Raw genomic sequence first — 23,264 nt, forward strand, 5'->3', positions numbered from 1 at the left:
CCCCGATCACACCGCCAACGCCGCCCGGACCTCCCGTTCGGCAGTGGAACCCCCGTCGCCGTGCGAGGTGACCCTGCCCGACTCCAGCACGTGGTAGCGGTCCGCCACCCGCAGCGCGAAGCCCAGGTGCTGCTCGACGAGGAGCACACTGAACCCGGACTGCCGGGTCAACTCGACGATCCGCTCCTGGATCTCGGCGACCACCGACGGCTGGATGCCCTCGGTCGGCTCGTCGAGCATCAGCAGCCGCGGCCGGGTGATCAGGGCCCGGGCGATGGCCAGCTGCTGGCGCTGACCGCCGGAGAGCAGCCCGGCCCGACGCCGCAGCAGCGGGCGCAGTGCCGGAAACAGATCCAGCACCTCCGCCGTGGCCACCGCCCCGTCGCGCCGACCGTCGGCGACCAGCCGTAGGTTCTCCGCAGCGGTCAGGTGCGGGAAGCACTGCTGACCCTGCGGCACGTACGCCATCCCCCGCGCCACCCGCTCGTGCGGCCCGGCGCGGGTGACGTCCTCACCGTCGAGCTCGACGGTGCCGGAACTCGGGCGCAGCAGCCCCGCCGCGACCCGCAGCAGTGTGCTCTTGCCGGCGCCGTTATGCCCGAGCACGGCGGCCACCCCGTCGGGCGGGACCGCCAGATCGACCCCGTGCAGCACCTCCGAGCGACCGTACCCGGCGTGCACTCCGCGCAGCGTCAGCATCATGCCTCCAGGCCGGTGCGGGCCGACCCGGCGTCCACCGGGTGGCCAAGGTAGACCTCCTGCACGCGCGGATCCGCCTGGACCTGCGCGACAGTGCCCTCGCTGAGCACCCGGCCGGCGTGCAGCACTGTGACGCTGCGCGCGAACCGACGCAGGAAGTCCATGTCGTGCTCGATCACGACGACGGTGCGGTCCCGGCTCACCGTCTCCAACAGGGCGCCGGTGGCGTCGCGTTCCTCATGGCTCATCCCGGCGACCGGCTCGTCCAGCAGCAACAGCCGCGCGTCCTGCACCAGCAGCATGCCGATCTCCAGCCACTGCTTCTGGCCGTGCGCGAGCGTCCCGGCGAGGTCAGCGGCCCGCTCGGCCAGACCGATGGTCTCCAACGCGGCGGCGATCTCGTCGGGCACACCACGGCGGCGGCGGGCCAGCGTCGCCCAGCTGCGGCGAGCGCCCGCCGCGATGTCGAGGTTCTGCAACACCGACAGCTCCTCGAATACCGTCGAGGTCTGGAAGGTCCGCCCGATGCCGAGTCGGCTGATCCGGTGCACCGGCCGGCCGAGCAGTTCCTCAACCCCGAACCGGACCGAGCCGGTGGCCCGGACCAGACCGGTGACCGCGTCGACAACAGTGGTCTTGCCGGCGCCGTTCGGCCCGATCAGGAACCGGATGTCACCGGCGGGCACCTCCAACGAGACGCCGTCCACAGCGGTGAAGCCGTCGAAGCTGACCCGCAGGTCACGGACGGACAACCCGTCCAACCGTTCGCCGCTCATGCCGTGCTGGCTGGGCATGCGCTCACGGCCCTCCCTGCGCTCGGTGCGTTCGCTCATGCCGCCGGCACCTCCGTCCGCTCGGTGCGTCGTCTGCCCAGCGACAACCACCCGCGCCGCAGCGGCTGCGCGGCGACGTCGCGGCGGCGGGCCAACGCCCACAGCGACGCCAGGCCGCCGGGCAGGAACGCCACCACGACCACGAAGAGCAACCCCTGAAGGTACGTCCAGGTGCCCGGGAAACGCTCGGAGAGGGCGGTACGCGCCCAGGCGACCGCCACCGCGCCGAGCACCGGCCCGAGCAGTGTCGCCCGGCCGCCCACTGCGACGCCGATGACGAACTCGATCGACGGGACGATGCCGATCAGCGCGGGCGAGATGATGCCCACCGCCGGCACGAACAGCGCCCCGGCCAGCCCGGCCATCCCCGCCGCGACCACGTACGCCACCAGCTTGACCGACGCCGGGTCGTAGCCCAGGAAGCGGACCCGTTCCTCACCGTCGCGGACCGCCACCAGCAGCTCGCCGTAGCGGCTGTGGATGAGCTGACGGGTCAGCGCGAGCAACGCCAGCAGCGTCCCGGCGATGATGAAATACACCATCCGCTGGTTGACCGGGTCGTCCAGGTCGTAGCCGAAGAAGCCGGTGATGTCGGTGAGCCCGTTGGTGCCGCCAGTGGTGCCCTGCTGGCCGATCAGCAGGATCACCATCGCGGCGGCGAGCGCCTGGCTGAGGATGGCGAAGTACGCGCCACGGACCCGGCGACGGAAGACCAGCGAGCCGAGCCCGAAGGCGACAGCCATCGGCAGCAGCACAGTGGCGGGCAGCGCGAACCACGGGCTGGCGAACGGCCGCCACCACAGCGGCAGCTCGTCGAGTTGCCCGTACAGCTGCATGAAGTCGGGCATCCCACCCGGGCCCGCGTCGGCGAGCTTGAGGTGCATGGCCATCGCGTAGCCGCCGAGGCCGAAGAAGACGCCCTGGCCCAGGGTGAGCATCCCGCCCCGGCCCCAGGCGATCCCGATGCCGACCGCGACCATGGCGACACAGAGGTACTTGGCGAGCAGGGCCAGCCGGAAGTCCGACAACACCAGCGGGGCGACGGCGAACAGCAGCGCCGCGCCGAAGGCGAAGCCGGCCAGGGTCCGGAGCCGCGAACGGCCGGCGGGGCGGTTCGGGGGTACGGCGCCGGCAGGCGCCGGACGGACGGCGGTGCTGGGCGGCGCGGGGGTGACGGCGGTCATGCGAGGCTCCTGGTCCGCAGCGTGAACAGACCCTGTGGCCGCCACTGGAGGAACGCGACGATCGCCACGAACACGATCACCTTGGCGACGCTGAGGGTGGTCAGGTACTCCCCGGTGGCCTGGAGCACGCCGAGGGCGAAGGCGACGATCACACTGCCCTTGAGCTGGCCGATCCCGCCGACCACGACGACCAGGAAGGCGTCGATGATCAGGTTGGTGCCCATTGTCGGGCCGATCGGGCCGAGCAGGGTGAGGGCCACCCCGGCGAGCCCGGCCAGGCCGGAGCCGAGGAAGAAGGTCGTCCGGTCGACCCGGGAGGTGGCGATGCCGGACACGGCGGCGAGGTCGCGGTTCTGCACCACCGCGCGGATGCGACGCCCGAGCGGGGTGAGTCGCAGCGCCAGTGTGAGCGCCGCGACGGCAGCCAGCGCCAGGGCCAGGATGAACAGCCGGTTGTTGGCGATGGTCAGCCCGCCGGGCAGCGCCACGTTGCCGGTGAGCAGCTCGGGCGCGCGGGTTTGCACGTTCGGGCTGCCGAAGATGTCCCGGGCCAGTTGTTGCAGAATCAGCGAGACACCCCAGGTGACCAGCAGGGTGTCCAGTGGCCGGGCGTAGAGCCGGCGGATGAGCAGCACCTCCAGCAGGACACCCATGGTGCCGGCGACCACGAACGCCACCGGCAGCGCGACCGCCAGCGAGAGGCCGGCGCCGGTGATGCTCTGTTGCAGAACGTAGGTGGTGTACGCGCCGGCCATGATGAATTCACCGTGCGCCATATTGATCACGTTCATCTGGCCGAAGGTCAGCGCGAGGCCGAGCGCGATGAGCAGCAGCACCGCGCCGATGCTGATGCCGGTGAAGAGTTGACCGAAGAGGACTGTCACGGTGGGGACTCCGAACTGCTGGTCGGGTGGCCCGGGCGGAGCGCGCGGCAACGCGTTCCGCCCGGGCCGGCGGCGTCAGCTCAGGCCGCTCGCCCACGGGTAGGTCTTGAGGTACGGGTCCGGTGCGACCGGCTTGCCGGAGTTCCACACCTCGGTGATCAGACCGTCCGCGCCGATCTTGCCGATCCGGGCGGTCTTGGCGATGTGCTGGGTCTTGCCGTCGACGGTGACCAGACCCTCCGGCGCGTCGAAGGTGATCCCGTCCGAGGCGGAGCGGACCTTCTCCACGTCGAAGGCGCCGGCCTTCTCGACCATCGCCTTCCACAGGTGCACGCCGACGTACGCGGCCTCCATCGGATCGCTTGTCGGCTTGTCCGCGCCGTACTTCGCCTTGTACGCGGCCACGAACTTCGAGTTCGCCGCGCCCGGGGTGGTCTGGTAGTAGTTCCAGGCCGTCAGCTGGCCCTCCAGGTACTGGGTGCCGATGCCCTTCACCTCTTCCTCGGCGATCGACACCGACACCACCGGCATCGCGGCGGCGCTCAGACCCGCGGACTTGTACTCCTTGAAGAAGGCCACGTTGCTGTCACCGTTGAGTGTGTTGAACACCGCGTCCGCGCCGGACGATTTGACCTTGTTGACGATGGTGCCGAACTCGGTCGAGCCCAGCGGCGCGTAATCCTCACCCAGCACCGTCATCCCGTTCGCGGTCGCGTACGCCTTGATGATTTTGTTTGCGGTTCGCGGAAAGACGTAGTCGCTACCGACCAGATAGACCGACTTGACGCCTTGCGACTTGAGGTAGTCCAGCCCGGGAACGATCTGCTGGTTGGTCGTCGCTCCGGTGTAGAAGATGTAGGGCGACTGCTCAAGCCCCTCGTACTGCACCGGGTAGAACAGCAACGCCTTGTTCTTCTCGAACACCGGCTTGACCGCCTTGCGGCTGGCCGACGTCCAGCAGCCGAAGACGGCGGCAACGCGGTCCTCGGAGATGAGCTTCTCGGCCTTCTCGGCGAAGGTGGGCCAGTCCGAGGCGCCGTCCTCACCGACCGGCTGGATCTTCTTGCCGAGGACACCACCGGCCGCGTTGATCTCATCGACGGCGAGCATGATGGAGTCGCGGACGGTGACCTCGCTGATCGCCATGGTCCCGGAGAGCGAGTTGAGCAGGCCCACCTTGACGGTGTCACCGGAGACGTCGGCGGTGACGCCGGTCGCGCCGCCCTCGTCGGTGGTCTTGCTGCCGCACGCGGTCATCGCGGCCGCGGCGACCAGGGTCATGGCACCCGCCAGGATGCGGCGGCCCCGGAATAATGACATCTACTCTCCCTGCGGTGCACTCAAGTGGCGAAAGGACGGTCGGTGCGGTCCGATGGAGCTGACGTGGGCGATGCCAGGGTCGACGGGTGGACGCCGCGCAGGGCACCGGATCGGATATGGGCAGGGAAAGCGTTGACCGGCATGATTGCGCGGGTGTTTCCCAGTCCTTAATTGACTGTTTCCGAGGGACCGTCGAGGCGCGCACGAAAAACGGCCGACACCGTTGGGGAGGAAGCGGTGTCGGCCGTTCGGAAAAACGCAGGATAAGTGCCACCACAATGGTCGGCGGACGAATCCGTCAACGGTGGGCACGCAATGGTGAGATCTGACCCCATGGCAGATACTTCACGCAGGAAGCATCTTAGGACGGGATCGGGTGGCGCTGTCAAGGGTCGGCTGGGCCGACTGCGGTGCTGAGTTCAGAGCTGGGCGAGCACTGTGAAGTCGAGCCCGTCGGCCTCGGCGAGGTAGATGCGCTGCCGGACGTGCCGCTGGCGCAGCCGCAACCGCCCACGGGGCCCGTGGTAGGCAACCGTGTCGGCGGCCGTCTCGATGGCCCGTACGTCGAGGGTGCGGGCCTGGCCGATCAGCGCGGCAAGCAGCATGACGCCCTCGTAGCAGGACTCCCCCAGGCTTCCCAGCGGCGGCGCCTCCACCCCGAAACGCCGCGCGAACTCGCCGTGGAAGTCGAGATTCTCCTGTGTGACCAGCCCGGCGAAGAAACCCGCGGTGCTGTACAGCCTCCGGGTCGCGCCGGCGCCGCTGGCCAACAGCATGTTCTCGTCCATCAGGGTGCTCAGCCGCAGGCAGCGCTGGTCCAGGCCGGATCGGGCGAACGCGCGGTTGAACCGGACCGCGTCGGCACCGACCAGCAGCATCAACACCGCGTCCGCGTCACTGTGCTCGATGCGGCGCAACACCTCGGTGAAGTCGTGCGCGTCCAACGACAGGAAGTGCCTGCCCACCACCTGCCCACCGGCGCGCAGCGCGTACCGCTGGGCCGCCCGCGACGTCCGGCGCGGCCACACGTAGTCGTTGCCCACCACGAACCAGCGGCGCACGCCCTGCTCCGCGGCGAGCAGCCGCATCGCGGGCCACAGTTGGGCATCCGGCGTCTCGCTGGTCAGGAAGACACCTTCGGTGCGTTCGCCGCCCTCGTAGAGTGCGGTGTAGACGTAGGGCACACGGTGCGCGACGCGGGGCGCCAACGCCTGGCGCACCGAGGAGATGTGCCACCCCGTCACCCCCTGCACGGCCCCCACCGACACCAACGCCTCGACCTCGGCGGCCACCTCGGCCGGCGGTGCGCCACCGTCGACCGGCACCAGCCGGACCTCCCGACCCAGCACGCCACCGCACCGATTGATCTCCTCGACCGCGAGCTGCGCGCAGAGTTCACAGGTGGGGCCGAACATGCCGGCCGGCCCGCGCATGGGGTAGACCAGCGCGATGCTGACCACGGCACTGTCGACGGTCAGCCACGGCGGTGCCGGCGCGGACATGACCACATGATTGCCCGGCCCACGACGGAAGACCAGCGCTCACCACTGGCCGGGACGACTCGCTACCATGACAGGGCCACCGGCCCAGGGAGTTTCATGTCAGACGTGCCCGGGGCGCCAGCCGACCTGCTGCGCTCGCTCACCCGCGCCGAACGGCTGCTCTCCCGCCGACTGGGCGCTGTTCTGGCCGACGACGCGATCAGCATCGAGGCGTGGCGGGTGCTCTGCCTGCTCGCCGACGGCCAGGGCCACCCGATGAGCGAGGTGTCCGTCGAGGCGTCGCTGCCGCCGGGCACCCTCACCAAGCTGGTCGACCAGCTCGTCGACCGCAACCTCGTCTTCCGCCGGGTCGATCCGATCGACCGCCGACGGATCCGGGCATACCTGACCGCTCGGGGCCGCCGCGAGCACGCCCGCCTGGACGAGCGGGTCCGAGCCAGCATCGCCGAACTGGGCGTGCAGCACGCCGCCGACCTGGTGAGCCAGATCGGCGACCTGATCGGCCGTCTCGACCCGGCCCGGCCACGGGAACACGCCGACGCGTCCGGCCCCCACCGCTGAGCCGTCCCCGCCTCACCGACCGACCTCCTGGGCGAGCCGCAGTCTCACCCTGCTCCCGACGCGACAAGGATCGGCCCAGGGCCAGCCTTCAGCGCGACCCGCCTCCAAGCGCCGCCCGACCGCACGCACCACTCGGCCACACGCACAACCCAGCCGCCAACGCGACCCGGCCCGCACACCCCCACCGGCCGCCAACGGCACCCGATCGGACACCCCACCCAGCCACCAACGCCGCAGACCCCAAGCAGCCGCGAACAACCTCCGACCGGACACCCACTCAACCGGGAACGCTGCCCGGCCACACGCGGCACCCAGCCGCCAACGCCACCCGGCCGGACACCCACCCAGCCGCGAACACTGCCGGCCACACGCGGCACCCAGCCGCCAATGCCATCGAGCCTCGCGCGGCTCCCACCCGAGAGCGTGATGTCTGTGAGTCATCGTGATGACTCACAGACATCACGCTCTCCGCAGTGTCCGCCTCCAGAACGGCCGCGGGGGCCAGGCGGACCGACTGGGCTTCCTAGCCGGTGAGGTGGGCTAGCCGGCGAGGTAAGCGCGCAGGGTGTGCGCGTCGGGAGCGGTGGCTGTCCACAGTGTCGCGGGGCCACCGGCCAACGGCAGCCGGGCGACACTGCCGTCGGCCATTGGCGGTTCGGCGGCCTGCGACGGATCGACCACGAGCAGCGATCCGGTGGCCGGGGCGCCGCCGAGCACCGCCGGGCCGGCCCAGCCCGGCGCGTGCGGTCCCACCGCGAGGGACTGGCGCAGCAGTGGTCGACCCGCGTAGTCGACCTGGGTGTGTACGACGGCGCCGCCGGGCGCCTCGCCGTACCGGCCGCAGATCAGCTCGTCGCGCCACAGCAGGCTCGCACCGGCGGCCAACTCGATCCGGGACTCGGCGAGGTGCGCGCAGCCGGCCGCCGCGACCAACTGTTCCGGAAGCCAGTGCAGCGTGGCGTCGGCGTGCACCACCGCCCGAACCGCCATCCGGGAGACGGCACCCGCGCGACCCGGTAGGGCGATCGACGCGGCGACGCTGTGCACCCGGACCGCCGCCCCCGGCCCGACCTCGATCTCCAGGCGCAGATCGTCGCCGGCGAGCGGTCCGGCCGCCCCGCCGACGAGGTGCACCGTGGCGACACCACCGTCGGTCGGGGTCTGGCGCAGCAACAACGGCGTATCGCCGTGCAGCTCGACCAGGGCCGTGCCACCCCGACCGTCGGCCCGGGCGACCAGCCGAGCGAGCGCTCGCATCAGGCCGGGCCGACCGGCGCGGTCAGTGGGTGCACTGCGGCGTGGTGGGCCAACTCGTGCCGGATCCAGTCCGCTACCGACGTGGCGGTGGGGTCTCCCACGATGGACAGGAAGAGGGTCGGGAGGTCGCCGCGCCGGGCCCGCGCGTCACGATCCATGACGGCGAGGTCGGCACCCACCATCGGCGCCAGGTCGGTCTTGTTGATCACGAGAAGGTCGGCGGCGGTGACCCCCGGCCCGCCCTTGCGGGGCACCTTGTCCCCGCCCGCCACGTCGACCACGAAGATCTGCCGGTCGACCAGCCCCCGGCTGAAGGTCGCGGTCAGGTTGTCCCCACCGCTCTCCACGAGGACGAGGTCCAACGGGCCGACCGCCTCGGCCAGCTCGTCGACGGCGTCCAGGTTGGCACCGATGTCGTCGCGGATCGCCGTGTGCGGGCAGCAGCCGGTCTCCACAGCGCGGATCCGGGCCGGGTCCAGCACGCCGGCCCGCCGGAGGAAATCGGCGTCCTCGGTCGTGTAGATGTCGTTGGTCACCACGCCGAGCCGCAACTCGTCGGCGAAGGCACGGCAGAGCGCGGCCACCAGGGCCGTCTTGCCGGAGCCGACCGGGCCGCCGATGCCGACCCGCAGGGCCCGACCGGCACGCGCCAACGGCGGATGGGGGTCCACCCCCGGCTCCGGATGGGTGTGCGGAACGCTCTCGTCGTGGGGTGGGACGGCCGGCGGCGGCGTGATCGGTTCGACGGCGGGCACAGCGCTCGGCACAACGGTGTCAGGACGCAAAGAGACGCACCTCCCAGGTGGCATGGATTTCGGCATGGATGTCGGCAAGTGGAGCGGCGGCGGCCGGCAGCCGCTCCGGTGGGTCATCGGCGGCCCGCGCCGCGTCGGCGGCAGTGCCGTCGCAGGCGTCGGCCAGGCCGACAAGCAGGGTCTGGACCTGGTACGGGTCGAGGCCGAGCAGACGTACACCGGCGCTGGCCGCCCCGGTCAACGTCCCGTACGCGGCGATCGTGGCGGTCTCGACGCGGGACAACCCGGCCGCGGCGCAGAGCAGCCCGAGCACCAGCGGTTGGTGCGCGCCACCTGGCGTCGCGGGCAGGTCGGCGAACGGGGCGTCCGACCAGATGGACCGGCCGGCTCGCAGCAGCGCCCGGCCCTGCCGGCGCGAGACCGCCCGCAACGCCGGGGCGGCGGTACGCGCGTCCAGCTCCGCGTCGAGCCGGGCCAGCGCCCCCGACCGGACGGCAGACCCGGCCAGCGCCCCCGACCGGACAGCAGACCCGACCGGCGCGTCCGACCGGACGGCGGACCCGACCGGCGCGTCCGATGGTCGGGCGGACCGGGCCGGGTGCGCCGAGCCGACCGTCTCGGGCATCGCCACCCGGTGTGCGGCCGCCGCGAACGCCGCGCCGACAAGACCGGCGGTGGCCAGCCGTCCGGCCAGGAACGCCTCCAACGACGCCAGGTCGGTCACCCGGCCGGCGGCGACGGCCGCCTCCAGACCACCGGAGTGCGCGTGCGCCCCGGCCGGGAAGCGCCCGTCGGCCAACAGCAACAGCAGGCTCGGCGTCGCCATCAGAACAGGAAGTACCGCTGGGCCATCGGCAGCCGGGTCACCGGGTCCGGCTCCACCACCTGCCCGTCGATCCGCACGGTGAAGGTGTCCGGGTCCACCTCGATGCGCGGCATCGCGTTGTTCTCCGGCAGGTCGGCCTTGCCCCGCGACCGTACGTCGCTCACCGGCACCACCCGGCGACGCACGTCGAGGCGGAGTCCGGCGTCCAGGGCCGCCGGGGCCACGAAGGCCAGGCTGGTGGCGGCCGCCGCTGCGCCGTACGCCCCGAACATCGGCCTCGGCAGCATCGGCTGCGGTGTCGGGATCGAGGCGTTGGCGTCGCCCATCTGGGCGTACGCGATCATGCCGCCCTTGAGCACCAGGTGCGGCCGTACGCCGAAGAACGCCGGGTCCCACAGCACCAGGTCGGCGAGCTTGCCCGGTTCGACCGAGCCGACCTCCCGTTCCAGGCCGTTGGCCATCGCCGCGCAGATGGTGTATTTCGCCACGTACCGTCGGGCCCGGTTGTTGTCGGCGGGCCCGTCACCCGGCAGGGCGCCGACCCGGTCCTTCATCACGTGGGCGCTCTGCCAGGTCCGCATGATCACTTCGCCGACCCGGCCCATCGCCTGCGCGTCCGAGCCGATGATCGAGATCGCGCCGAGGTCGTGCAGCAGGTCCTCGGCGGCCATCGTGGACGGTCGGATCCGACTCTCGGCGAAGGCCAGGTCCTCCGGGACGGACGGATTGAGATGGTGGCAGACCATCAACATGTCCAGGTGTTCGGCCAGGGTGTTTGCGGTGTACGGCCGGGTCGGGTTGGTCGACGACGGCAGCACGTTCGGTTCGCTGGCCACTGTGATGATGTCCGGCGCGTGCCCGCCACCGGCTCCCTCGGTGTGGTACGAGTGGATCGCCCGTCCACCGATCGCCCGCAGGGTGTCGGCGACGAACCCGGCCTCGTTGAGCGTGTCGGTGTGGATCGACACCTGGACCCCGGACGCGTCCGCCACCCGCAGGCAGGCGTCGATCGCCGCCGGTGTGGTGCCCCAGTCCTCGTGCAGCTTGAAACCGCCCGCGCCGGCCCGCAACTGTTCCCACAACGCCTCGGTGGAGACGGTGTTGCCCTTGCCGAGCAGCAGCACGTTGACCGGCATGGTGTCCAGTGCCTCGTGCATCCGGGCCAGGTGCCAGGCGTTCGGTGTGACAGTTGTCGCGCGGGTCCCCTCGGCCGGCCCGGTGCCACCGCCGACCATTGTGGTGATGCCACTGGCCAGCGCCTCGGTGACGATCTGCGGGCAGATGAAGTGCACGTGGGTGTCGACAGCTCCGGCGGTGAGGATCCGACCGTTGCCCGCGATCACCTCGGTCGACGGGCCGATGACCAGGTCGGGGTGGACACCGGGCATGGTGTCCGGGTTGCCGGAGCGGCCGAGCGCCACGATGCGCCCGTCGCGCAGCCCCACGTCGGCCTTGACCACGCCCCAGTGGTCGAGCACCACGGCGCCGGTGATGACGGTGTCCAGCGCCCCCTCGGCGCGGGTGGCACGGGACTGCCCCATCGACTCGCGGATCACCTTTCCGCCGCCGAAGACCGCCTCGTCGCCGCCCACGCAGTGGTCGGTCTCCACCTCGATCAGCAGGTTGGTGTCGGCCAGTCGGATCCGGTCACCGGTCGTCGGCCCGTACAGGTCGATGTAGCGGTCCCGCCGCACGGCGCTCACCGCGGCGACCCGTCGGCCGTGACCGCGTGCGGCGACGGGTCCAACGGTCCGGCGCACTCTGCGCGCAGGCCCGGCACGACGCGTGCGCCGCCAAGTGGCACGAGGTCGACGCTGCGGTTGATGCCCGGCTCGAACCGGACCGAGGTGCCGGCCGGAACGGCGAGCCGTTGTCCCCAGGCCGCGCCCCGGTCGAACGACAACGCCGGGTTGGCCTCGGCGAAGTGGTAGTGCGAGCCGACCTGCACCGGGCGATCGGCGGTGTTGACCACGAGCACCGTGGTCACCGGACGCCCCACGTTGATCTCGACCGGGTCCGCCGCCGGCAGGATCTCCCCGGGGATCATGGGATCGGGTGGTGCACGGTCACGAGCTTGGTGCCGTCCGGGAAGGTCGCCTCCACCTGCACCTCCCTCAGCAGCTCGGGGATGCCGTCCTGGACGTCGTCGCGGCCGAGCACCGCCCGGCCGGCGGACATCAGGTCGACCACCGACCGCCCGTCGCGGGCACCTTCGAGGAGGAACGCGGTGATCACCGCGACGGCTTCGGGGTAGTTGAGGCGCAGGCCGCGTTCGCGGCGGGCGCGGGCGACATCTGCCGCGACGTGGACGAGCAGGCGGTCCTGCTCGTGCGGGCTGAGGAACACGGGGCTCTCCCGGTGGGTCGGCGTGCCCCGGCTCGCCGTCGGCTCCACACGGAGCCACCCGGGCACAGGACCCGAGGGGACGAGCTGGGAGTCACACGACCGCCGGGTCACCGCCGACGGGGCGACCCGGGATTCCACCATCCCGGCCCGCACGACGGGCAACCGGCGGTGTCGGGTCGGATGCGGACCGCACCGCCCACCGCTGAGCAGACCGTAGAGGATCGCCACCGACCGAGGCAACAGCCATCACTGATGGTGCCGGGCGCCGGGCCGTGTTCCGGTGCGGCGGCAGGCAGGGCATGATCGCCCGATGACGGCGACGAGGGGTACCCGCGCACTGCTCGGTGTTCTGTTTCTGGCGGTGGCCACGGTCGGTGCGTGGATCCTCTGGCTGGGCTGGGACACCCGGTACACGGTCGACGCGCAGACCGGCGCGAGCAGCGGCCCGTACGAGGCGTGGCAGGTGATCGGCTGCGTGCTGACGCTGGTGCTGCTGGCCGCGCTCGCCGGGACGCGGCTCAGCCCGTGGCTGGTGGCGCCGGTGATGACTGTGGCGTTCACGGCGGTCTGGTCGTGGCGGGCCGCCGGAACCGACGACAGCGGGCTGTGGGTGGTCGGCGGGATTCTGGTGCTGGTCGGGATGGCTGTCGGCAGCACGCTGGTGAGCCTCGTCGGGCGGCGGGTCGGCCAGCGGTTCGCCGGCCGCTCCGCCTAGAGACGTCCCGTCGCCCCGTGGGCGCCGAAATGCTACGAAGGGGAGGTGCCTGACCCGAAAAGCTCCCCTGATGCCACGTCCCTGGAAACTCCGCGGCTGCTGTTGCGCCGCATGCGAAGCGATGATCTGGACGGGTTCGCCGCCGTCAACGCGCAGCCCGAGGTGATGCGCTACATCCATGACGGCCGCACCCTGGACCGGGCCGCGACCGCGGAGCGTCTGGCCACCTATCAGCGGCAGTGGGACGAGCACGGCTTCGGCCTGTACGCGGTGGAGGTCAGAGAGACCGGCGAGCTGGCCGGTTTCACCGGACTGGCCGTGCCGACCTTCCTGCCCGAGATCATGCCGGCCGTGGAGATCGGCTGGCGGCTCGGCCGCGCGTACTGGGGTCGGGGCCTGGCCACCGAGGCGGCGCGGGCCGTTGTCGCCCACACCCGTGCCACGCTCGACCTGCGGCGGCTGGTCAGCATCCACGTCGTCGGCAACGAGGCGTCCGCGCGGGTGATGGTCAAGCTGGGCATGTCGCTGGAACGCGAGACCGTGCAGCCGGACACCGGCCGTCAGGTCCGGGTCTACGCGATGGACCTGTGAGCGGCCGTGGCGCCGGTTGCCGCGGGTCGGTCGGTCAGCGGGCTCCGGCGGGCTGCGGCGCTGGCACGCCGACGAACGGGACGTCGACGTGGTCGGCGGCCCCTGGTTGGCCGTCGGGGTGCCGCCACAGTCCGCGGTCGCGCAGGATTGGCAGCACCCCCTCGCCGAACCAGTACGCCTCCTCCAGGTGCGGGTAGCCGGAGAGGATGAACTCGTCGATGCCGAGCGCGTGGTACTCGGCGATCCGGTCGGCGACCTCGGCATGACTGCCCACCAGGGCGGTGCCGGCCCCGCCACGGACCAGCCCGACGCCCGCCCACAGGTTGGGCGCGACCTCCAGCCCGTCGCGGGAGCCACCGTGCAGGTCGAGCATCCGGCGCTGCCCCTCGGACTCGCTGCGGCGCAGCCCTTCCTGCACGGCCCGGATGTCGGCCTCGGCTACCCCGTCGAGCAGGCGCTGGGCCTGCCCCCACGCCTGTTCGGCGGTGTCGCGCGCGATGACGTGCAGCCGGATGCCGAAGCGCAACTCCCGTCCGGAGCGGGCGGCCAACGCCCGGACCCGCTCCAGTTTGTCGGCGACCAGGGCTGGTGGTTCGCCCCAGGTGAGGTAGACGTCGCTGTGCCGCACCGCCACCGGGAGGGCGGCCGCGGAGGACCCACCGAAGTAGACCGGTGGCACCGGGTCGGGCAGCCGGTGCAGCCGGGCCTGTTCGACCCGTACGTGGGTGCCATCGTGGTCGACCGTGTCGCCGCGCCAGAGCGCGCGCACCACGTGTAGAAACTCGTCGGCCCGCGCGTACCGGGCGTCCTTGTCCAGGAAGTCGCCGTAGGCCCGCTGCTCCTGCGACTCGCCGCCGGTGACCACGTTGAGCAGCAGCCGGCCCCGGGACAACCGCTGGAAGGTGGAGGCCATCTGGGCGGCGAGGGTGGGGGCCAGCAGCCCGGGTCGGAAGGCGACCAGGAACTTGAGTCGCTCGGTCACCTCGGTGAGCATCGCGGTGCTGAGCCAGGCGTCCTCGCACCAGGCGCCGGTGGGGGTGAGCGCGCCGACGAAGCCGAGTTGCTCGGCGCTGCGCGCGATCTGTCCGAGGTACGCCACGCTGGCGGGGCGTGCGCCTCCGGCGGCGCCGGTCGGTACACCGTGTCCGCCACCGACGATGTCCCGGCTGTCGCCGTTGGTGGGCAGGAACCAGTGGAAGGTGAGGGTCATCGCGGCTCTTTCCGTCGGCGGGGCGGTCGGCGCACGCGGTGACGCGGGCACCTCCTGAGGGGTGGGACGATCCCGCCGACAGCCTACCCATAAAACCTATCGGGTTAGTAGGCTACTTCAGGCGCCGACACCGGTCGATGCGTCGCCACCCCGCCCTGCCCGACCCGAGGAGCCGCCATGCCCACCCCGTCGACGAGCCACCCCCCGCATCGCCGCCTGCTGACGGCCGCGCTCACCACAGTGGCGGTGCTCGCCACGGTCGCGGTAAGCGGGTGCGGCGGGTCCGCCGATGCTGACGGCGCGCCGGGCAAGCTCCGGATCGGCTACCAGCGCTTCGGCGGGCTGAGCCTGGTCAAGGCGCGCGACGCCGCACCCGATGTGCAGTGGTCGTTGTTCGAGAGCGGTCCGGCGCTCACCGAGGCGCTCAAGGCCGGCTCGATCGACATCGGACAGGTCGGCGAGGCGCCGCCCGTCTTCGCCGCCGCCGGAAAGATCCCGTTCTCCATCATCGGCACCTCGGCGCCGATCCCGCAGGGCGAGGCCGTGCTGGTCAAGGCCGATCGGGGCTACCGCAGCTTCGCCGACCTCAAGGGCAGGACGGTGGCCCTGAACAAGGGGTCCAACGTGCACTGGCTGCTGGTCCGGCTGCTGGAGGCGAACCACATGACCCTGAAGGACATCCAGGTCAAGTACCTCAAGCCCGCCGAGGGGCGGCCCGCGTTCGACGGGGGCCAGATCGACGCCTGGGTGATCTGGGACCCGTACTTCGCGCTGGCCGAGCAGCCGGGGGTCCAGGTGCTCGCCGACGCGACGGGCCTGGCCAGCAACCGTGAGTACGTCCTGGCCGCGCCCCGGGCGGTCGACAAGCGCTCGGACGAGATCCGGGCGTTCCTCCAGCGCTACCGCGAGGTGACCGACTGGGGCATCGCCCACCCCGAGGAGCGAGCCAGCACCCTCGCACCGGAGCTGAAGATCCCGCAGGACGTCACCAGCCGCGCGCTGGCCCGCAGCGCCAAGCCCCTCGCCCCGGTCACCCCGGCCATCGGCGACGAACTTCAGGCGATCACCGACAGCTTCATCGCCCTGGACCTCATCCCGGGGCCGGTCGACCTCCGATCCCGGGTCGACGGCCGGTTCAACGAGGTGTTCCAGTGAGTCGTACCAGCCTCGTCGAGGTGCCCGACGAGGTCACGGCGGCGGCACCGGTCGTACCCCGTCGTCAGCGGCCGGCCCGGCGCTGGCGGCGGGTGGTGAGCCCGGCGGCGCTGGTCCTGGGCTGGGAGTTGGCCGCGCGGACCGGGCTGCTGGCGGCCGAGAAGCTGCCCGCGCCCAGCGACGTCCTGGCCACCGGCTGGCGGCTCAGCCGGGACGGAACACTCGGCATCCACCTGCTGGACTCCCTCACCCGCGCCGGGGCGGGCCTGCTGATCGGAGGTCTCCTGGCCCTGGCCCTGGGCACCGTGGCCGGGCTGCTGCGGCTCGGTGACGACCTGGTCGACCCGCCGGTGCAGATGGCCCGGATGCTGCCGCACCTCGGGCTGGTCCCGCTGCTGATCATCTGGGTCGGCATCGGCGAATCACTGAAGATCAGCCTGGTGGCGCTGGGCGTGTTCTTCCCCATCTACTTCAACACCTACGCCGGCATCCGGGACATCGACGAGAGGCTGGTAGAGGCGGCCCGTACCTGTGGTCTGGGCCAGGCCGCCCGGCTGCGCCACGTTGTGCTGCCCGGCGCGCTGCCGTCGCTCTTCCTCGGCCTGCGGCTGGCGATCGGCGCGGCCTGGCTCAGCCTGGTCGTCGGCGAGCAGGTCAACGCCCAGACCGGGATCGGCTTTCTGATGATGGAGGCGCGGGAGTTCAGCCAGACCGACGTGGTGGTGCTCGGCCTGCTCGTCTACGCCCTTCTCGGGCTGATATCCGACAGTGCGTTGCGCGTCCTGGAGAGGAGGATGTTGACATGGCGTCGCGGACTGCGGGCCACCTGACCGGCGCGGAGCCGGTGCTGACCGCGCACGCGGTGCGCCGGGCGTTCGGGCCGACGGTCGTGCTGGCCGGGGTCGACCTGAGCATCGCCCGCGGTGAGGTGGTGGCCCTGCTGGGCGGCAGTGGTTCCGGCAAGAGCACGCTCCTGCGGATTCTCGCCGGGTTGGACGGCGAGGCCGGCGGGACGAGCGTCGTACACGGCACCGCCGCCGTGGTCTTCCAGGAACACCGGTTGCTGCCGTGGAAACGGGTGGCGGACAACGTGGGGCTCGGGCTGTCCGGCGTGGACGGCCCGGGGCGTGTCCGGCGGGCGCTGGCCGAGGTCGGTCTCGCCGAGCGGCACCGCGCCTGGCCGGCCGAGTTGTCCGGCGGGCAGGCGCAGCGGGTGGCAGTGGCGCGGGCTCTGGTCCGCGAACCGGACCTGCTGCTGCTCGACGAACCGTTCGGCGCGCTGGACGCGCTGACCCGACTGCGGATGCAGATCCTGCTGCGCCGGCTGCGCGCCGAGCACGGCTTCGCCGCCCTGCTGGTCACCCACGACGTGGAGGAGGCGCTGCTGCTCGCCGACCGGATCCTGCTCCTCGACGACTGCCGCATCGCCGCGGAGCTACCCGTCGACCTCCGCCCCACCCGCACCCCGGACGACCCGGCCTTCGGCGCGCTGCGCCGCCACCTGCTCGACCGACTTGGCGTCCCCACCACCTGACGAGCGGAGCTGTGATGACCCGCTGGACTCCCGATCCCACGTTCTACCCCTCGCCCCGCGAGGCGGTGACCGCACCGGCGGAGAAGCTCGCCTACGTGGCGGCCTTCGACCGGACGGCCAGCCGTCCAGACGCCATCGTGGTGCTGGACACCGACCCCGACTCGGCCGACTACGGCCGGGTCGTCGGCTGGACCGACCTGCCGTACGTCGGCGACGAGCTGCACCACTTCGGCTGGAACGCGTGCAGCAGCGCGCTCTGCCCGACCGCCCCGCACCCGCACGTCGAGCGGCGCTACCTGATCGTGCCCGGCCTGCGGTCGTCACGCATCCACGTGCTCGACACTCAGCCTGATCCGCGCCAGCCGCAGATCGTCAAGGTGATCGGGGCGGAGGAGCTGGCGAAGCGGGCCGGCTACTCGCGGCCGCACACTGTGCACTGTGGCCCGGACGGCATCTACCTCTCCGCTCTGGGCGGCGCGGACGGCGAGGAGGGTCCCGGTGGCATCGCCATCCTCGATCACACCACGTTCGAGGTACGCGGGGCGTGGGAGGCCGACCGGGGTCCGCAGTTCCTGGCGTACGACGTGTGGTGGCACCTGACCCAGGACGTGCTGGTCACCAGCGAGTGGGGCACCCCGTCGATGATCGAGGACGGCATCATCGGCGAGTTGCTGCTGGGCCGTCGCTACGGGCACGCCATCCACTTCTGGGACCTGGCGAAACGCCGGCACGTGCAACGGGTCGATCTCGGTGACCAGTATCAGATGCCGCTGGAGCTGCGGCCGGCGCACGACCCGACGAAGTCGTACGGGTTCGTCGGGGTGGTGATCAGCGTCGAGGACCTGTCCGCCTCGATCTGGTTGTGGCATCGCGACGGGGACGCCTGGGCGGTCACCAAGGTGATCGACATCCCGGCCGAGCCGGCCGATCCGGCGGAGCTGCCCGACCTGCTCAAGCCGTTCGGGGCGGTGCCGCCACTGGTGACCGACATCGACCTGTCGGTGGACGACCGGTTCCTCTACGTCTCCTGCTGGGGCACCGGTGAGCTGCGCCAGTACGACGTCAGCGACCCCCTGCACCCGGTGCAGACGGGCTCGGTGCACCTCGGCGGGATCGTCCGCCGGACCGCGCACCCGTCCGCGCCGGACGAGGCGTTGGCCGGTGGCCCGCAGATGGTGGAGGTGAGCCGCGACGGCCGGCGGGTCTACGTCAGCAACTCGCTCTACGGCGCGTGGGACGACCAGTTCTACCCCGACGGGGTGGGCGCCTGGCTGGCCAAGCTCGACGTCGACGTGGACGCCGGTGGGCTGACCCCGGATGCGCGGTTCTTCCCGCACGGGGACGAGTTCCGGGGCCTGCGGGTGCACCAGACCCGGTTGCAGGGCGGCGACGCGTCCTCCGACTCGTACTGCTTTCCATGACCGTCACCACACTGGCGACGCTCGCCGCGCTCGGCGCGTTCCATGGTCTGAACCCCGCGATGGGGTGGCTGTTCGCGGTGGCCCGGGGTCTCCAGGAGCGCAACCGGCTGGCGCTGCTGCGCGCCCTGCCTCCGATCGCGGCTGGGCATCTCGCTTCGGTGGCCATCGTCGCCGCGTTGGTCGCCGCCACCCGGTCGGTGACGGCGAGCACCGCTCTCGCGGTGGTCGGCGGTGTGCTGCTGGTCGCCTTCGGGCTGTGGCGGCTGCTCTCCGAGCGGCACTTCCGCTGGGCGGGGATGCGGCTGTCCGCGGCGCAGCTCGCCGGCTGGTCGTTCCTGATGTCGTCGGCGCACGGCGCGGGGCTGATGCTGGTGCCGGTGCTGGTGGCCGAGCCGGTGTCCGGGGGTCACTCCGGGCACCTGGCCGCCGCGCCGGTGGGTGCGCTGTCCGGCATCGCGGCGGCCGGGGTGCACACGGTGGCCATGCTCGGCGTTGCCCTGGCGGTGGCGCTGCTGGTCTATCAGGTGTTCGGGGTCGGTGTGCTGCGTCGGGCCTGGTTCAACGTGGACCGGCTGTGGGCCGGGGTGCTGGTGGCCGCGGGGTTGGTGACGCTGATCCGGGCGTGACCATCCATCGTGGAAACGTGTGATGTGTGATCTCATGTCCTGGTGATCACCCCGACTCCCCTCATGCGTCTGGTGGCCGGTGTGTGGGGGTTCAAGACCCTCGCGGTCGGCGTTGAACTCGGCCTGTTCACCCGGTTGGCCGGCGGGCGGACGATGACCGTCGAGCAGGCCGCCGCCGAGTTCGGGTTGCCCGACCGGCCCGCGGACCTGCTGCTGGCCGCCTGTGCGTCGCTCGGCCTGTTGGAGAAGGCCGGCGACGGTTACCGCAACTCGGAGTTGGCCGAGCAGTTCCTGGTCGAGGGTCGCCCGTACTACTTCGGGGCGCAGGTTCGCTACTCGGACCTGCGCACCTACCTGCCCTGGCACCGCATCGGCGAGGCCCTGCGCACGGATCGACCGTTGACCTGGGATCCGGAGTCCCAACAGTCGATGTTCGACACCGAGGACCCGCAGATGCTGGCGCAGTTCTGGGACGCGATGTTCTCCACGTCCAGCTTCACCGCCAGCGCGTTGGCCGACGCCTACGACTTCTCCGCGCACCGCCGGCTGCTCGACGTGGGCGGCGGGGCGGGCGCGTTCCCGATCGAGTTCTGCCGCCGTCTGCCCGAGCTGCGGGCGACCGTCCTGGATCTGCCGCATGTCTGCGTCCGAGCCCGGGAGCGGATCGCGGAGGCCGGCCTGACCGGGCGGATCGACGCCGTGGCCGGTGACTTCCTCGCCGACCCGGCTCTGCCGGACGGGCATGACGTCATCCTGCTCAGCATGATCCTGCACGACTGGGACGAGCCGACGAACCGGGCGTTGCTGGCCCGGTGCCACGCGGCGTTGCCACCCGGCGGGGTGATCGTCGTCTGTGAACTGCTGCTCAACGACGAGCGCACCGGGCCGCCCGAGGCGGCCCTGATGGGGATGAACATGCTGGTCGAGACCGAGGGCGGGCGGAACTACTCGGGCGTCGAGTACGCGGCCTGGCTCACCGACGCCGGCTTCGTCGACGTGCGTACCGTGCCGTTCGACGCGCCCGGTGCCAACGGCGCTGTGGTGGCCCGCCGGGCCTGACCGACGACGACACCCGGCCCCGGTGCGAACCGTGGGCCGGGTGTCGCGGCGCCTCACGGCGCGGGCGTCCGATCGGCTACCGGTACGGGTCAGGCGCGAGCCTTGGCCGGCTGCTTCATGAAGTCCATGATCGCCTTGTTGACCTCGTCGGCGTGGGTCCACGGGATGCCGTGCGGCGCGCCCTTGAGCGTGACGAGCGTGCCGGTCGGCATCATCGGCCCGAGGCGCTGACCGGTCACCGGGTAGGGCAGCACCCGGTCCTGGTCACCCTGCACGATCAACACCGGAATGGCGATCTTCGGCAGGTCCGGACGGAAGTCCTCCTGCCAGGCGTCCACGCTGTCGTGGGTGGCCTTACCGGAGGCCATCGCGCCGATCTGCCAGTGCGCCCGGTACGCCTCCTCGCTGACCCGCTTGCCCATGTTCTGGTCCGGGTTGAAGAACGCGTCGCAGAAGGACGTCAGGTAGGCGAAGCGGTCCTTGATGATGGCGTCCTGGAAACCCTTGAACAGGCTCCGGTCGACGCCCTCCGGGTTGTCGCTCGCCTTGGCCAGCATCGGTTGCAACGGGCTGAGCAGCACGGCCCGGCTGACCCGCTGCGAGCCGTAGTTACCGAGGTAGCGGACCACCTCACCGGTGCCCATCGAGTGACCGATCAGGGTCACCTCGTTCAGGTCCAGCTCGGTCATCAACACGTCAAGGTCCGCGGCGAACGTGTTGTAGTCGTACCCGAACGCCGGCTGGGCGGAGTTACCGTTACCGCGCCGGTCGTAGGTGATCGTCCGGTATCCGGCGTTGAGCAGCGCGGTGGTCTCCTTCTCCCAGGTCGCGCCGTTGAACGGAAAGCCGTGGATCAGCACCACCGGCTTACCGGAACCGTGGTCCTCGTAGTACAGGTCGATGGGCGCGGAGTTTTCCGTCCCCACGGTGATGAAAGGCATGTTTTACTCCTGCTCCGGTCTCGGGCTGTCGGACGCCCCGCGCTTTCCCGTCGGGTCGCCGGATATGCGGGCCGTCGGATCGGCCCGAACGGCAGGCGCAGAGGTTCCGCGAGCACCCTCTGCCGTCCTAACCTCGGGAGGTGAACCTTCCGCCCCGGCTGCGGGCCGTCAGCGACCTGCACGTCGGGCACCCGCAGAACCGCGCGTTCGTGCAGGAGCTGCGCCCGGACAACGCTGGGGACTGGCTGCTCGTCGCCGGTGACGTCGCCGACCGGTTCGCCGACATCGAGTGGGCGCTCGGGCTGCTGAGCAGCCGGTTCGAGCGGGTCATCTGGGCGCCGGGCAACCATGAGCTGTGGACGCCGCCCCGGGACCCGGTCACGGTGCGCGGTGCGGAGCGTTACCGCGAGCTGGTGCGGATGTGCCGGCGGTTGGGGGTGGTCACTCCGGAGGATCCGTACCCGGTGTGGGACGGCGACGGCGGCCCGGCCACCATCGCCCCGCTCTTCGTGCTCTACGACTACACGTTCCGGGTGCCCGAGGCGCGCACGAAGGAGGAGTCGCTGGCCCTGGCGTACGCGGCCGGGGTGGTGTGCACCGACGAGGCGCTGCTGCACCCCGACCCGTACCCGAGTCGGGAAGCGTGGTGTGCGGCCCGGATCACCGAGACCGAACGCCGGCTGGCCGAGCGCGACCCGGCGCTGCCGACGGTGCTTGTCAACCACTACCCGCTGGTGCGGGAACCCACCGACGTCCTGCGGTACCCGCTGTTCGCCCAGTGGTGCGGCACCGTTCGCACCAGCGACTGGCACCTGCGCTTCGGCGCGGCCACAGTGGTGTACGGGCACCTGCACATCCCCCGCACCACGTTCCACGACGGGGTCCGGTTCGAGGAGGTTTCCCTCGGCTACCCGCGCGAGTGGCAGCCCCGCGCGCCGGTGCCCGACCCGGTACGCACTATCAACCCGGCCGACGACGTGCGTCGGCGCGCGTCCGTCAGCGGCTGAGACCGAGACCGATCAATCGGTCGACGGACAGGCGCTAGCTCGGCCCGGCTGCGCCGTACCGCACCGCGTCGAGATGGGCGGGCAGGTTGCGCGCAGCCAATGACACGGCCTCCTCCGCTGTGGCGGTCTCGCCGAGTTCCTGTCCCGTGAAGCCCATCGTGACGATGTAGTCCTTGCCTCGCCTGGGATGCAGGCACACCAGGACATCGCGGGAGAGGCTGGGCCGGGTGCTGGTGGAGAATCGCAGAGACCAGTGGCTCGTGAAGGGGTAGAGCCGCCGCAACTTCGGCTCGGCGTACGCGGCCTCGACGAGTGCGTGGTACTCCGGCCAGTCCACCTCCGCTGCCTCCGTACGCAGGTGCCGCCACTCCGATTCGACCAGCCCCGCCGGGTCACGGTCCGGGACCTCGAACCATCCGGTCAGTTTCACGAACGACGCAGCCTTGGGGATCTCGGTCAGGGGCGCTCCGTCATGCCACGTCTGCGCGACTCGCGCCACCTGAGCGAGGTCCACCGTGTCCCCCTCGATCAGGGCCAGACCCTGGTCACGCTCGCAACCGCGGACGTACCACCGGCGCTCCACGTGGCTGGCGGACACCCTCAACTCCTCTCGGTGCGGGAGGGTGGTCGGAACGACGGCGGCATGCCACGAACCGGACGTTGGAGCCGACGCGGGGATGGAGAGCCCTTCTCGAACGGCGACGGCTCGCAACGCCGCCGCAAGGCTGCCCTCGGCGGCAACCTCCGGATACAGGGCAACCGGATCGGGGTAGGTCGGCACGGCTCACGATTCTGCCCGAAGAGCGGCGGGCAGCGAATCGGCAGCCGTCGGCCATCG

General features: G+C 71.4%; 25 protein-coding genes. 10 read left to right on the top strand and 15 right to left on the bottom strand.

Annotated elements, in window-relative coordinates:
- Window positions 1–6: 6 nt before the first annotated feature.
- The 6 genes from urtE to AB0B98_RS00480 all read right to left on the bottom strand — a co-directional run bounded on the left by urtE (window position 7) and on the right by AB0B98_RS00480 (window position 6,422).
- A complete protein-coding gene (gene urtE / locus AB0B98_RS00455; protein ID WP_357359547.1) occupies window positions 7–699 on the bottom strand; it encodes an urea ABC transporter ATP-binding subunit UrtE in 693 nt (230 codons plus the stop codon).
- The gene (gene urtD / locus AB0B98_RS00460) at window positions 699–1,532 is read right to left on the bottom strand and encodes an urea ABC transporter ATP-binding protein UrtD (protein WP_357359549.1); all 834 of its coding nucleotides are present in this window, start codon (window positions 1,530–1,532) and stop codon (window positions 699–701) included. The genes urtE and urtD overlap by 1 nt, the downstream gene beginning before the upstream one ends.
- On the bottom strand, window positions 1,529–2,716 hold the full coding sequence (gene urtC, locus AB0B98_RS00465) for an urea ABC transporter permease subunit UrtC (RefSeq protein ID WP_357359551.1): 1,188 nt from the start codon (window positions 2,714–2,716) through the stop codon (window positions 1,529–1,531). Before urtC ends, urtD begins: the two co-directional genes overlap by 4 nt.
- Window positions 2,713–3,600, bottom strand: a complete 888-nt coding sequence (gene urtB, locus AB0B98_RS00470; protein WP_112605839.1) for an urea ABC transporter permease subunit UrtB — start codon at window positions 3,598–3,600, stop codon at window positions 2,713–2,715. Before urtB ends, urtC begins: the two co-directional genes overlap by 4 nt.
- 75 nt (window positions 3,601–3,675) lie before the next feature.
- Window positions 3,676–4,920, bottom strand: a complete 1,245-nt coding sequence (gene urtA, locus AB0B98_RS00475; RefSeq protein ID WP_238669113.1) for an urea ABC transporter substrate-binding protein — start codon at window positions 4,918–4,920, stop codon at window positions 3,676–3,678.
- Window positions 4,921–5,339: 419 nt separating this feature from the next.
- The gene (locus AB0B98_RS00480; protein ID WP_357359554.1) at window positions 5,340–6,422 is read right to left on the bottom strand and encodes a substrate-binding domain-containing protein; all 1,083 of its coding nucleotides are present in this window, start codon (window positions 6,420–6,422) and stop codon (window positions 5,340–5,342) included.
- A gap of 96 nt (window positions 6,423–6,518) precedes the next feature.
- Here AB0B98_RS00480 and AB0B98_RS00485 point away from each other — a divergent pair, with 96 nt between their 5' ends.
- Window positions 6,519–6,983, top strand: a complete 465-nt coding sequence (locus AB0B98_RS00485) for a MarR family transcriptional regulator (protein ID WP_357359556.1) — start codon at window positions 6,519–6,521, stop codon at window positions 6,981–6,983.
- Window positions 6,984–7,523: 540 nt separating this feature from the next.
- Here AB0B98_RS00485 and AB0B98_RS00490 read toward each other — a convergent pair.
- The 6 genes from AB0B98_RS00490 to AB0B98_RS00515 are packed head-to-tail and all read right to left on the bottom strand — an operon-like array spanning window position 7,524 to window position 12,167.
- Window positions 7,524–8,240: an urease accessory protein UreD gene (locus AB0B98_RS00490; RefSeq protein WP_357359558.1), complete on the bottom strand. Its 717-nt coding sequence runs from the start codon at window positions 8,238–8,240 to the stop codon at window positions 7,524–7,526.
- Window positions 8,240–8,977: an urease accessory protein UreG gene (ureG, locus tag AB0B98_RS00495; RefSeq protein ID WP_357360552.1), complete on the bottom strand. Its 738-nt coding sequence runs from the start codon at window positions 8,975–8,977 to the stop codon at window positions 8,240–8,242. Before ureG ends, AB0B98_RS00490 begins: the two co-directional genes overlap by 1 nt.
- Before the next feature lie 37 nt (window positions 8,978–9,014).
- Complete coding sequence (locus AB0B98_RS00500) at window positions 9,015–9,821, bottom strand: urease accessory UreF family protein (protein WP_357359560.1); 807 nt, start codon at window positions 9,819–9,821, stop codon at window positions 9,015–9,017.
- Window positions 9,821–11,524: an urease subunit alpha gene (locus tag AB0B98_RS00505; RefSeq protein WP_357359562.1), complete on the bottom strand. Its 1,704-nt coding sequence runs from the start codon at window positions 11,522–11,524 to the stop codon at window positions 9,821–9,823. Before AB0B98_RS00505 ends, AB0B98_RS00500 begins: the two co-directional genes overlap by 1 nt.
- On the bottom strand, window positions 11,521–11,868 hold the full coding sequence (locus AB0B98_RS00510; RefSeq protein WP_112672927.1) for an urease subunit beta: 348 nt from the start codon (window positions 11,866–11,868) through the stop codon (window positions 11,521–11,523). The genes AB0B98_RS00505 and AB0B98_RS00510 overlap by 4 nt, the downstream gene beginning before the upstream one ends.
- Window positions 11,865–12,167: an urease subunit gamma gene (locus AB0B98_RS00515; RefSeq protein WP_030335444.1), complete on the bottom strand. Its 303-nt coding sequence runs from the start codon at window positions 12,165–12,167 to the stop codon at window positions 11,865–11,867. Before AB0B98_RS00515 ends, AB0B98_RS00510 begins: the two co-directional genes overlap by 4 nt.
- Window positions 12,168–12,477: 310 nt before the next feature.
- Here AB0B98_RS00515 and AB0B98_RS00520 point away from each other — a divergent pair, with 310 nt between their 5' ends.
- Complete coding sequence (locus tag AB0B98_RS00520; protein WP_357359565.1) at window positions 12,478–12,882, top strand: hypothetical protein; 405 nt, start codon at window positions 12,478–12,480, stop codon at window positions 12,880–12,882.
- A gap of 45 nt (window positions 12,883–12,927) precedes the next feature.
- Window positions 12,928–13,473 carry a GNAT family N-acetyltransferase gene (locus AB0B98_RS00525; RefSeq protein WP_308193474.1) on the top strand — a complete coding sequence of 182 codons (546 nt, stop codon included), beginning with the start codon at window positions 12,928–12,930 and terminating at the stop codon, window positions 13,471–13,473.
- A gap of 34 nt (window positions 13,474–13,507) precedes the next feature.
- On the opposite strand, the gene AB0B98_RS00530 is transcribed toward AB0B98_RS00525, so the two are convergent.
- Window positions 13,508–14,683, bottom strand: coding sequence for an LLM class flavin-dependent oxidoreductase (locus AB0B98_RS00530; RefSeq protein ID WP_357359567.1), 1,176 nt, complete (start codon window positions 14,681–14,683; stop codon window positions 13,508–13,510).
- A gap of 177 nt (window positions 14,684–14,860) precedes the next feature.
- Here AB0B98_RS00530 and AB0B98_RS00535 point away from each other — a divergent pair, with 177 nt between their 5' ends.
- From AB0B98_RS00535 to AB0B98_RS00560, 6 genes are read left to right on the top strand one after another with little or no spacing between them, the layout of a single operon-like run.
- Entirely contained in the window at window positions 14,861–15,838 is a 978-nt protein-coding gene (locus tag AB0B98_RS00535) for an aliphatic sulfonate ABC transporter substrate-binding protein (protein ID WP_357359569.1), read from the top strand.
- On the top strand, window positions 15,835–16,668 hold the full coding sequence (locus AB0B98_RS00540; RefSeq protein WP_357359571.1) for an ABC transporter permease subunit: 834 nt from the start codon (window positions 15,835–15,837) through the stop codon (window positions 16,666–16,668). The genes AB0B98_RS00535 and AB0B98_RS00540 overlap by 4 nt, the downstream gene beginning before the upstream one ends.
- Window positions 16,641–17,372, top strand: a complete 732-nt coding sequence (locus AB0B98_RS00545; protein WP_357359573.1) for an ABC transporter ATP-binding protein — start codon at window positions 16,641–16,643, stop codon at window positions 17,370–17,372. The genes AB0B98_RS00540 and AB0B98_RS00545 overlap by 28 nt, the downstream gene beginning before the upstream one ends.
- 14 nt (window positions 17,373–17,386) lie before the next feature.
- A complete protein-coding gene (locus AB0B98_RS00550) occupies window positions 17,387–18,793 on the top strand; it encodes a selenium-binding family protein (protein WP_357359576.1) in 1,407 nt (468 codons plus the stop codon).
- The gene (locus AB0B98_RS00555; RefSeq protein ID WP_357359578.1) at window positions 18,790–19,419 is read left to right on the top strand and encodes a hypothetical protein; all 630 of its coding nucleotides are present in this window, start codon (window positions 18,790–18,792) and stop codon (window positions 19,417–19,419) included. The genes AB0B98_RS00550 and AB0B98_RS00555 overlap by 4 nt, the downstream gene beginning before the upstream one ends.
- Before the next feature lie 42 nt (window positions 19,420–19,461).
- Window positions 19,462–20,478 carry a methyltransferase gene (locus tag AB0B98_RS00560; protein ID WP_357359580.1) on the top strand — a complete coding sequence of 339 codons (1,017 nt, stop codon included), beginning with the start codon at window positions 19,462–19,464 and terminating at the stop codon, window positions 20,476–20,478.
- Between the two features lie 89 nt (window positions 20,479–20,567).
- Here AB0B98_RS00560 and AB0B98_RS00565 read toward each other — a convergent pair whose 3' ends face one another.
- Window positions 20,568–21,419 carry an alpha/beta hydrolase gene (locus AB0B98_RS00565; RefSeq protein ID WP_357359582.1) on the bottom strand — a complete coding sequence of 284 codons (852 nt, stop codon included), beginning with the start codon at window positions 21,417–21,419 and terminating at the stop codon, window positions 20,568–20,570.
- 140 nt (window positions 21,420–21,559) lie between these two features.
- Between AB0B98_RS00565 and AB0B98_RS00570 the strand changes: the two genes are divergently transcribed.
- Window positions 21,560–22,426: a metallophosphoesterase gene (locus tag AB0B98_RS00570; RefSeq protein ID WP_357359584.1), complete on the top strand. Its 867-nt coding sequence runs from the start codon at window positions 21,560–21,562 to the stop codon at window positions 22,424–22,426.
- A gap of 34 nt (window positions 22,427–22,460) precedes the next feature.
- Here the strand turns inward: AB0B98_RS00570 and AB0B98_RS00575 are convergent, their stop codons facing one another.
- Window positions 22,461–23,024 (bottom strand): DUF6193 family natural product biosynthesis protein, encoded by a 564-nt coding sequence (locus tag AB0B98_RS00575; RefSeq protein ID WP_357359586.1) that lies wholly within the window; start codon window positions 23,022–23,024, stop codon window positions 22,461–22,463.
- Between the last annotated feature and the right edge of the window lie 240 nt (window positions 23,025–23,264).

This window comes from Micromonospora sp. NPDC048947 (genome assembly GCF_040649495.1).
GTDB classification, from domain to species: domain Bacteria; phylum Actinomycetota; class Actinomycetes; order Mycobacteriales; family Micromonosporaceae; genus Micromonospora; species Micromonospora alfalfae.

Bases quoted from the DNA above. Each gene is read 5' to 3' on its own strand.
- AB0B98_RS00550 (WP_357359576.1), top strand. From the start codon at position 17,387: ATGACCCGCTGGACTCCCGATCCCACGTTCTACCCCTCGCCCCGCGAG.
- AB0B98_RS00500 (WP_357359560.1), bottom strand. From the start codon at position 9,821: ATGGCGACGCCGAGCCTGCTGTTGCTGTTGGCCGACGGGCGCTTCCCG.
- AB0B98_RS00490 (WP_357359558.1), bottom strand. From the start codon at position 8,240: ATGCGAGCGCTCGCTCGGCTGGTCGCCCGGGCCGACGGTCGGGGTGGC.
- AB0B98_RS00485 (WP_357359556.1), top strand. From the start codon at position 6,519: ATGTCAGACGTGCCCGGGGCGCCAGCCGACCTGCTGCGCTCGCTCACC.
- AB0B98_RS00520 (WP_357359565.1), top strand. From the start codon at position 12,478: ATGACGGCGACGAGGGGTACCCGCGCACTGCTCGGTGTTCTGTTTCTG.
- urtD (WP_357359549.1), bottom strand. From the start codon at position 1,532: ATGAGCGAACGCACCGAGCGCAGGGAGGGCCGTGAGCGCATGCCCAGC.
- AB0B98_RS00545 (WP_357359573.1), top strand. From the start codon at position 16,641: ATGGCGTCGCGGACTGCGGGCCACCTGACCGGCGCGGAGCCGGTGCTG.
- AB0B98_RS00530 (WP_357359567.1), bottom strand. From the start codon at position 14,683: ATGACCCTCACCTTCCACTGGTTCCTGCCCACCAACGGCGACAGCCGG.
- urtC (WP_357359551.1), bottom strand. From the start codon at position 2,716: ATGACCGCCGTCACCCCCGCGCCGCCCAGCACCGCCGTCCGTCCGGCG.
- urtE (WP_357359547.1), bottom strand. From the start codon at position 699: ATGCTGACGCTGCGCGGAGTGCACGCCGGGTACGGTCGCTCGGAGGTG.
- AB0B98_RS00555 (WP_357359578.1), top strand. From the start codon at position 18,790: ATGACCGTCACCACACTGGCGACGCTCGCCGCGCTCGGCGCGTTCCAT.
- AB0B98_RS00565 (WP_357359582.1), bottom strand. From the start codon at position 21,419: ATGCCTTTCATCACCGTGGGGACGGAAAACTCCGCGCCCATCGACCTG.
- urtA (WP_238669113.1), bottom strand. From the start codon at position 4,920: ATGTCATTATTCCGGGGCCGCCGCATCCTGGCGGGTGCCATGACCCTG.
- AB0B98_RS00480 (WP_357359554.1), bottom strand. From the start codon at position 6,422: ATGTCCGCGCCGGCACCGCCGTGGCTGACCGTCGACAGTGCCGTGGTC.
- AB0B98_RS00510 (WP_112672927.1), bottom strand. From the start codon at position 11,868: ATGATCCCCGGGGAGATCCTGCCGGCGGCGGACCCGGTCGAGATCAAC.
- AB0B98_RS00535 (WP_357359569.1), top strand. From the start codon at position 14,861: ATGCCCACCCCGTCGACGAGCCACCCCCCGCATCGCCGCCTGCTGACG.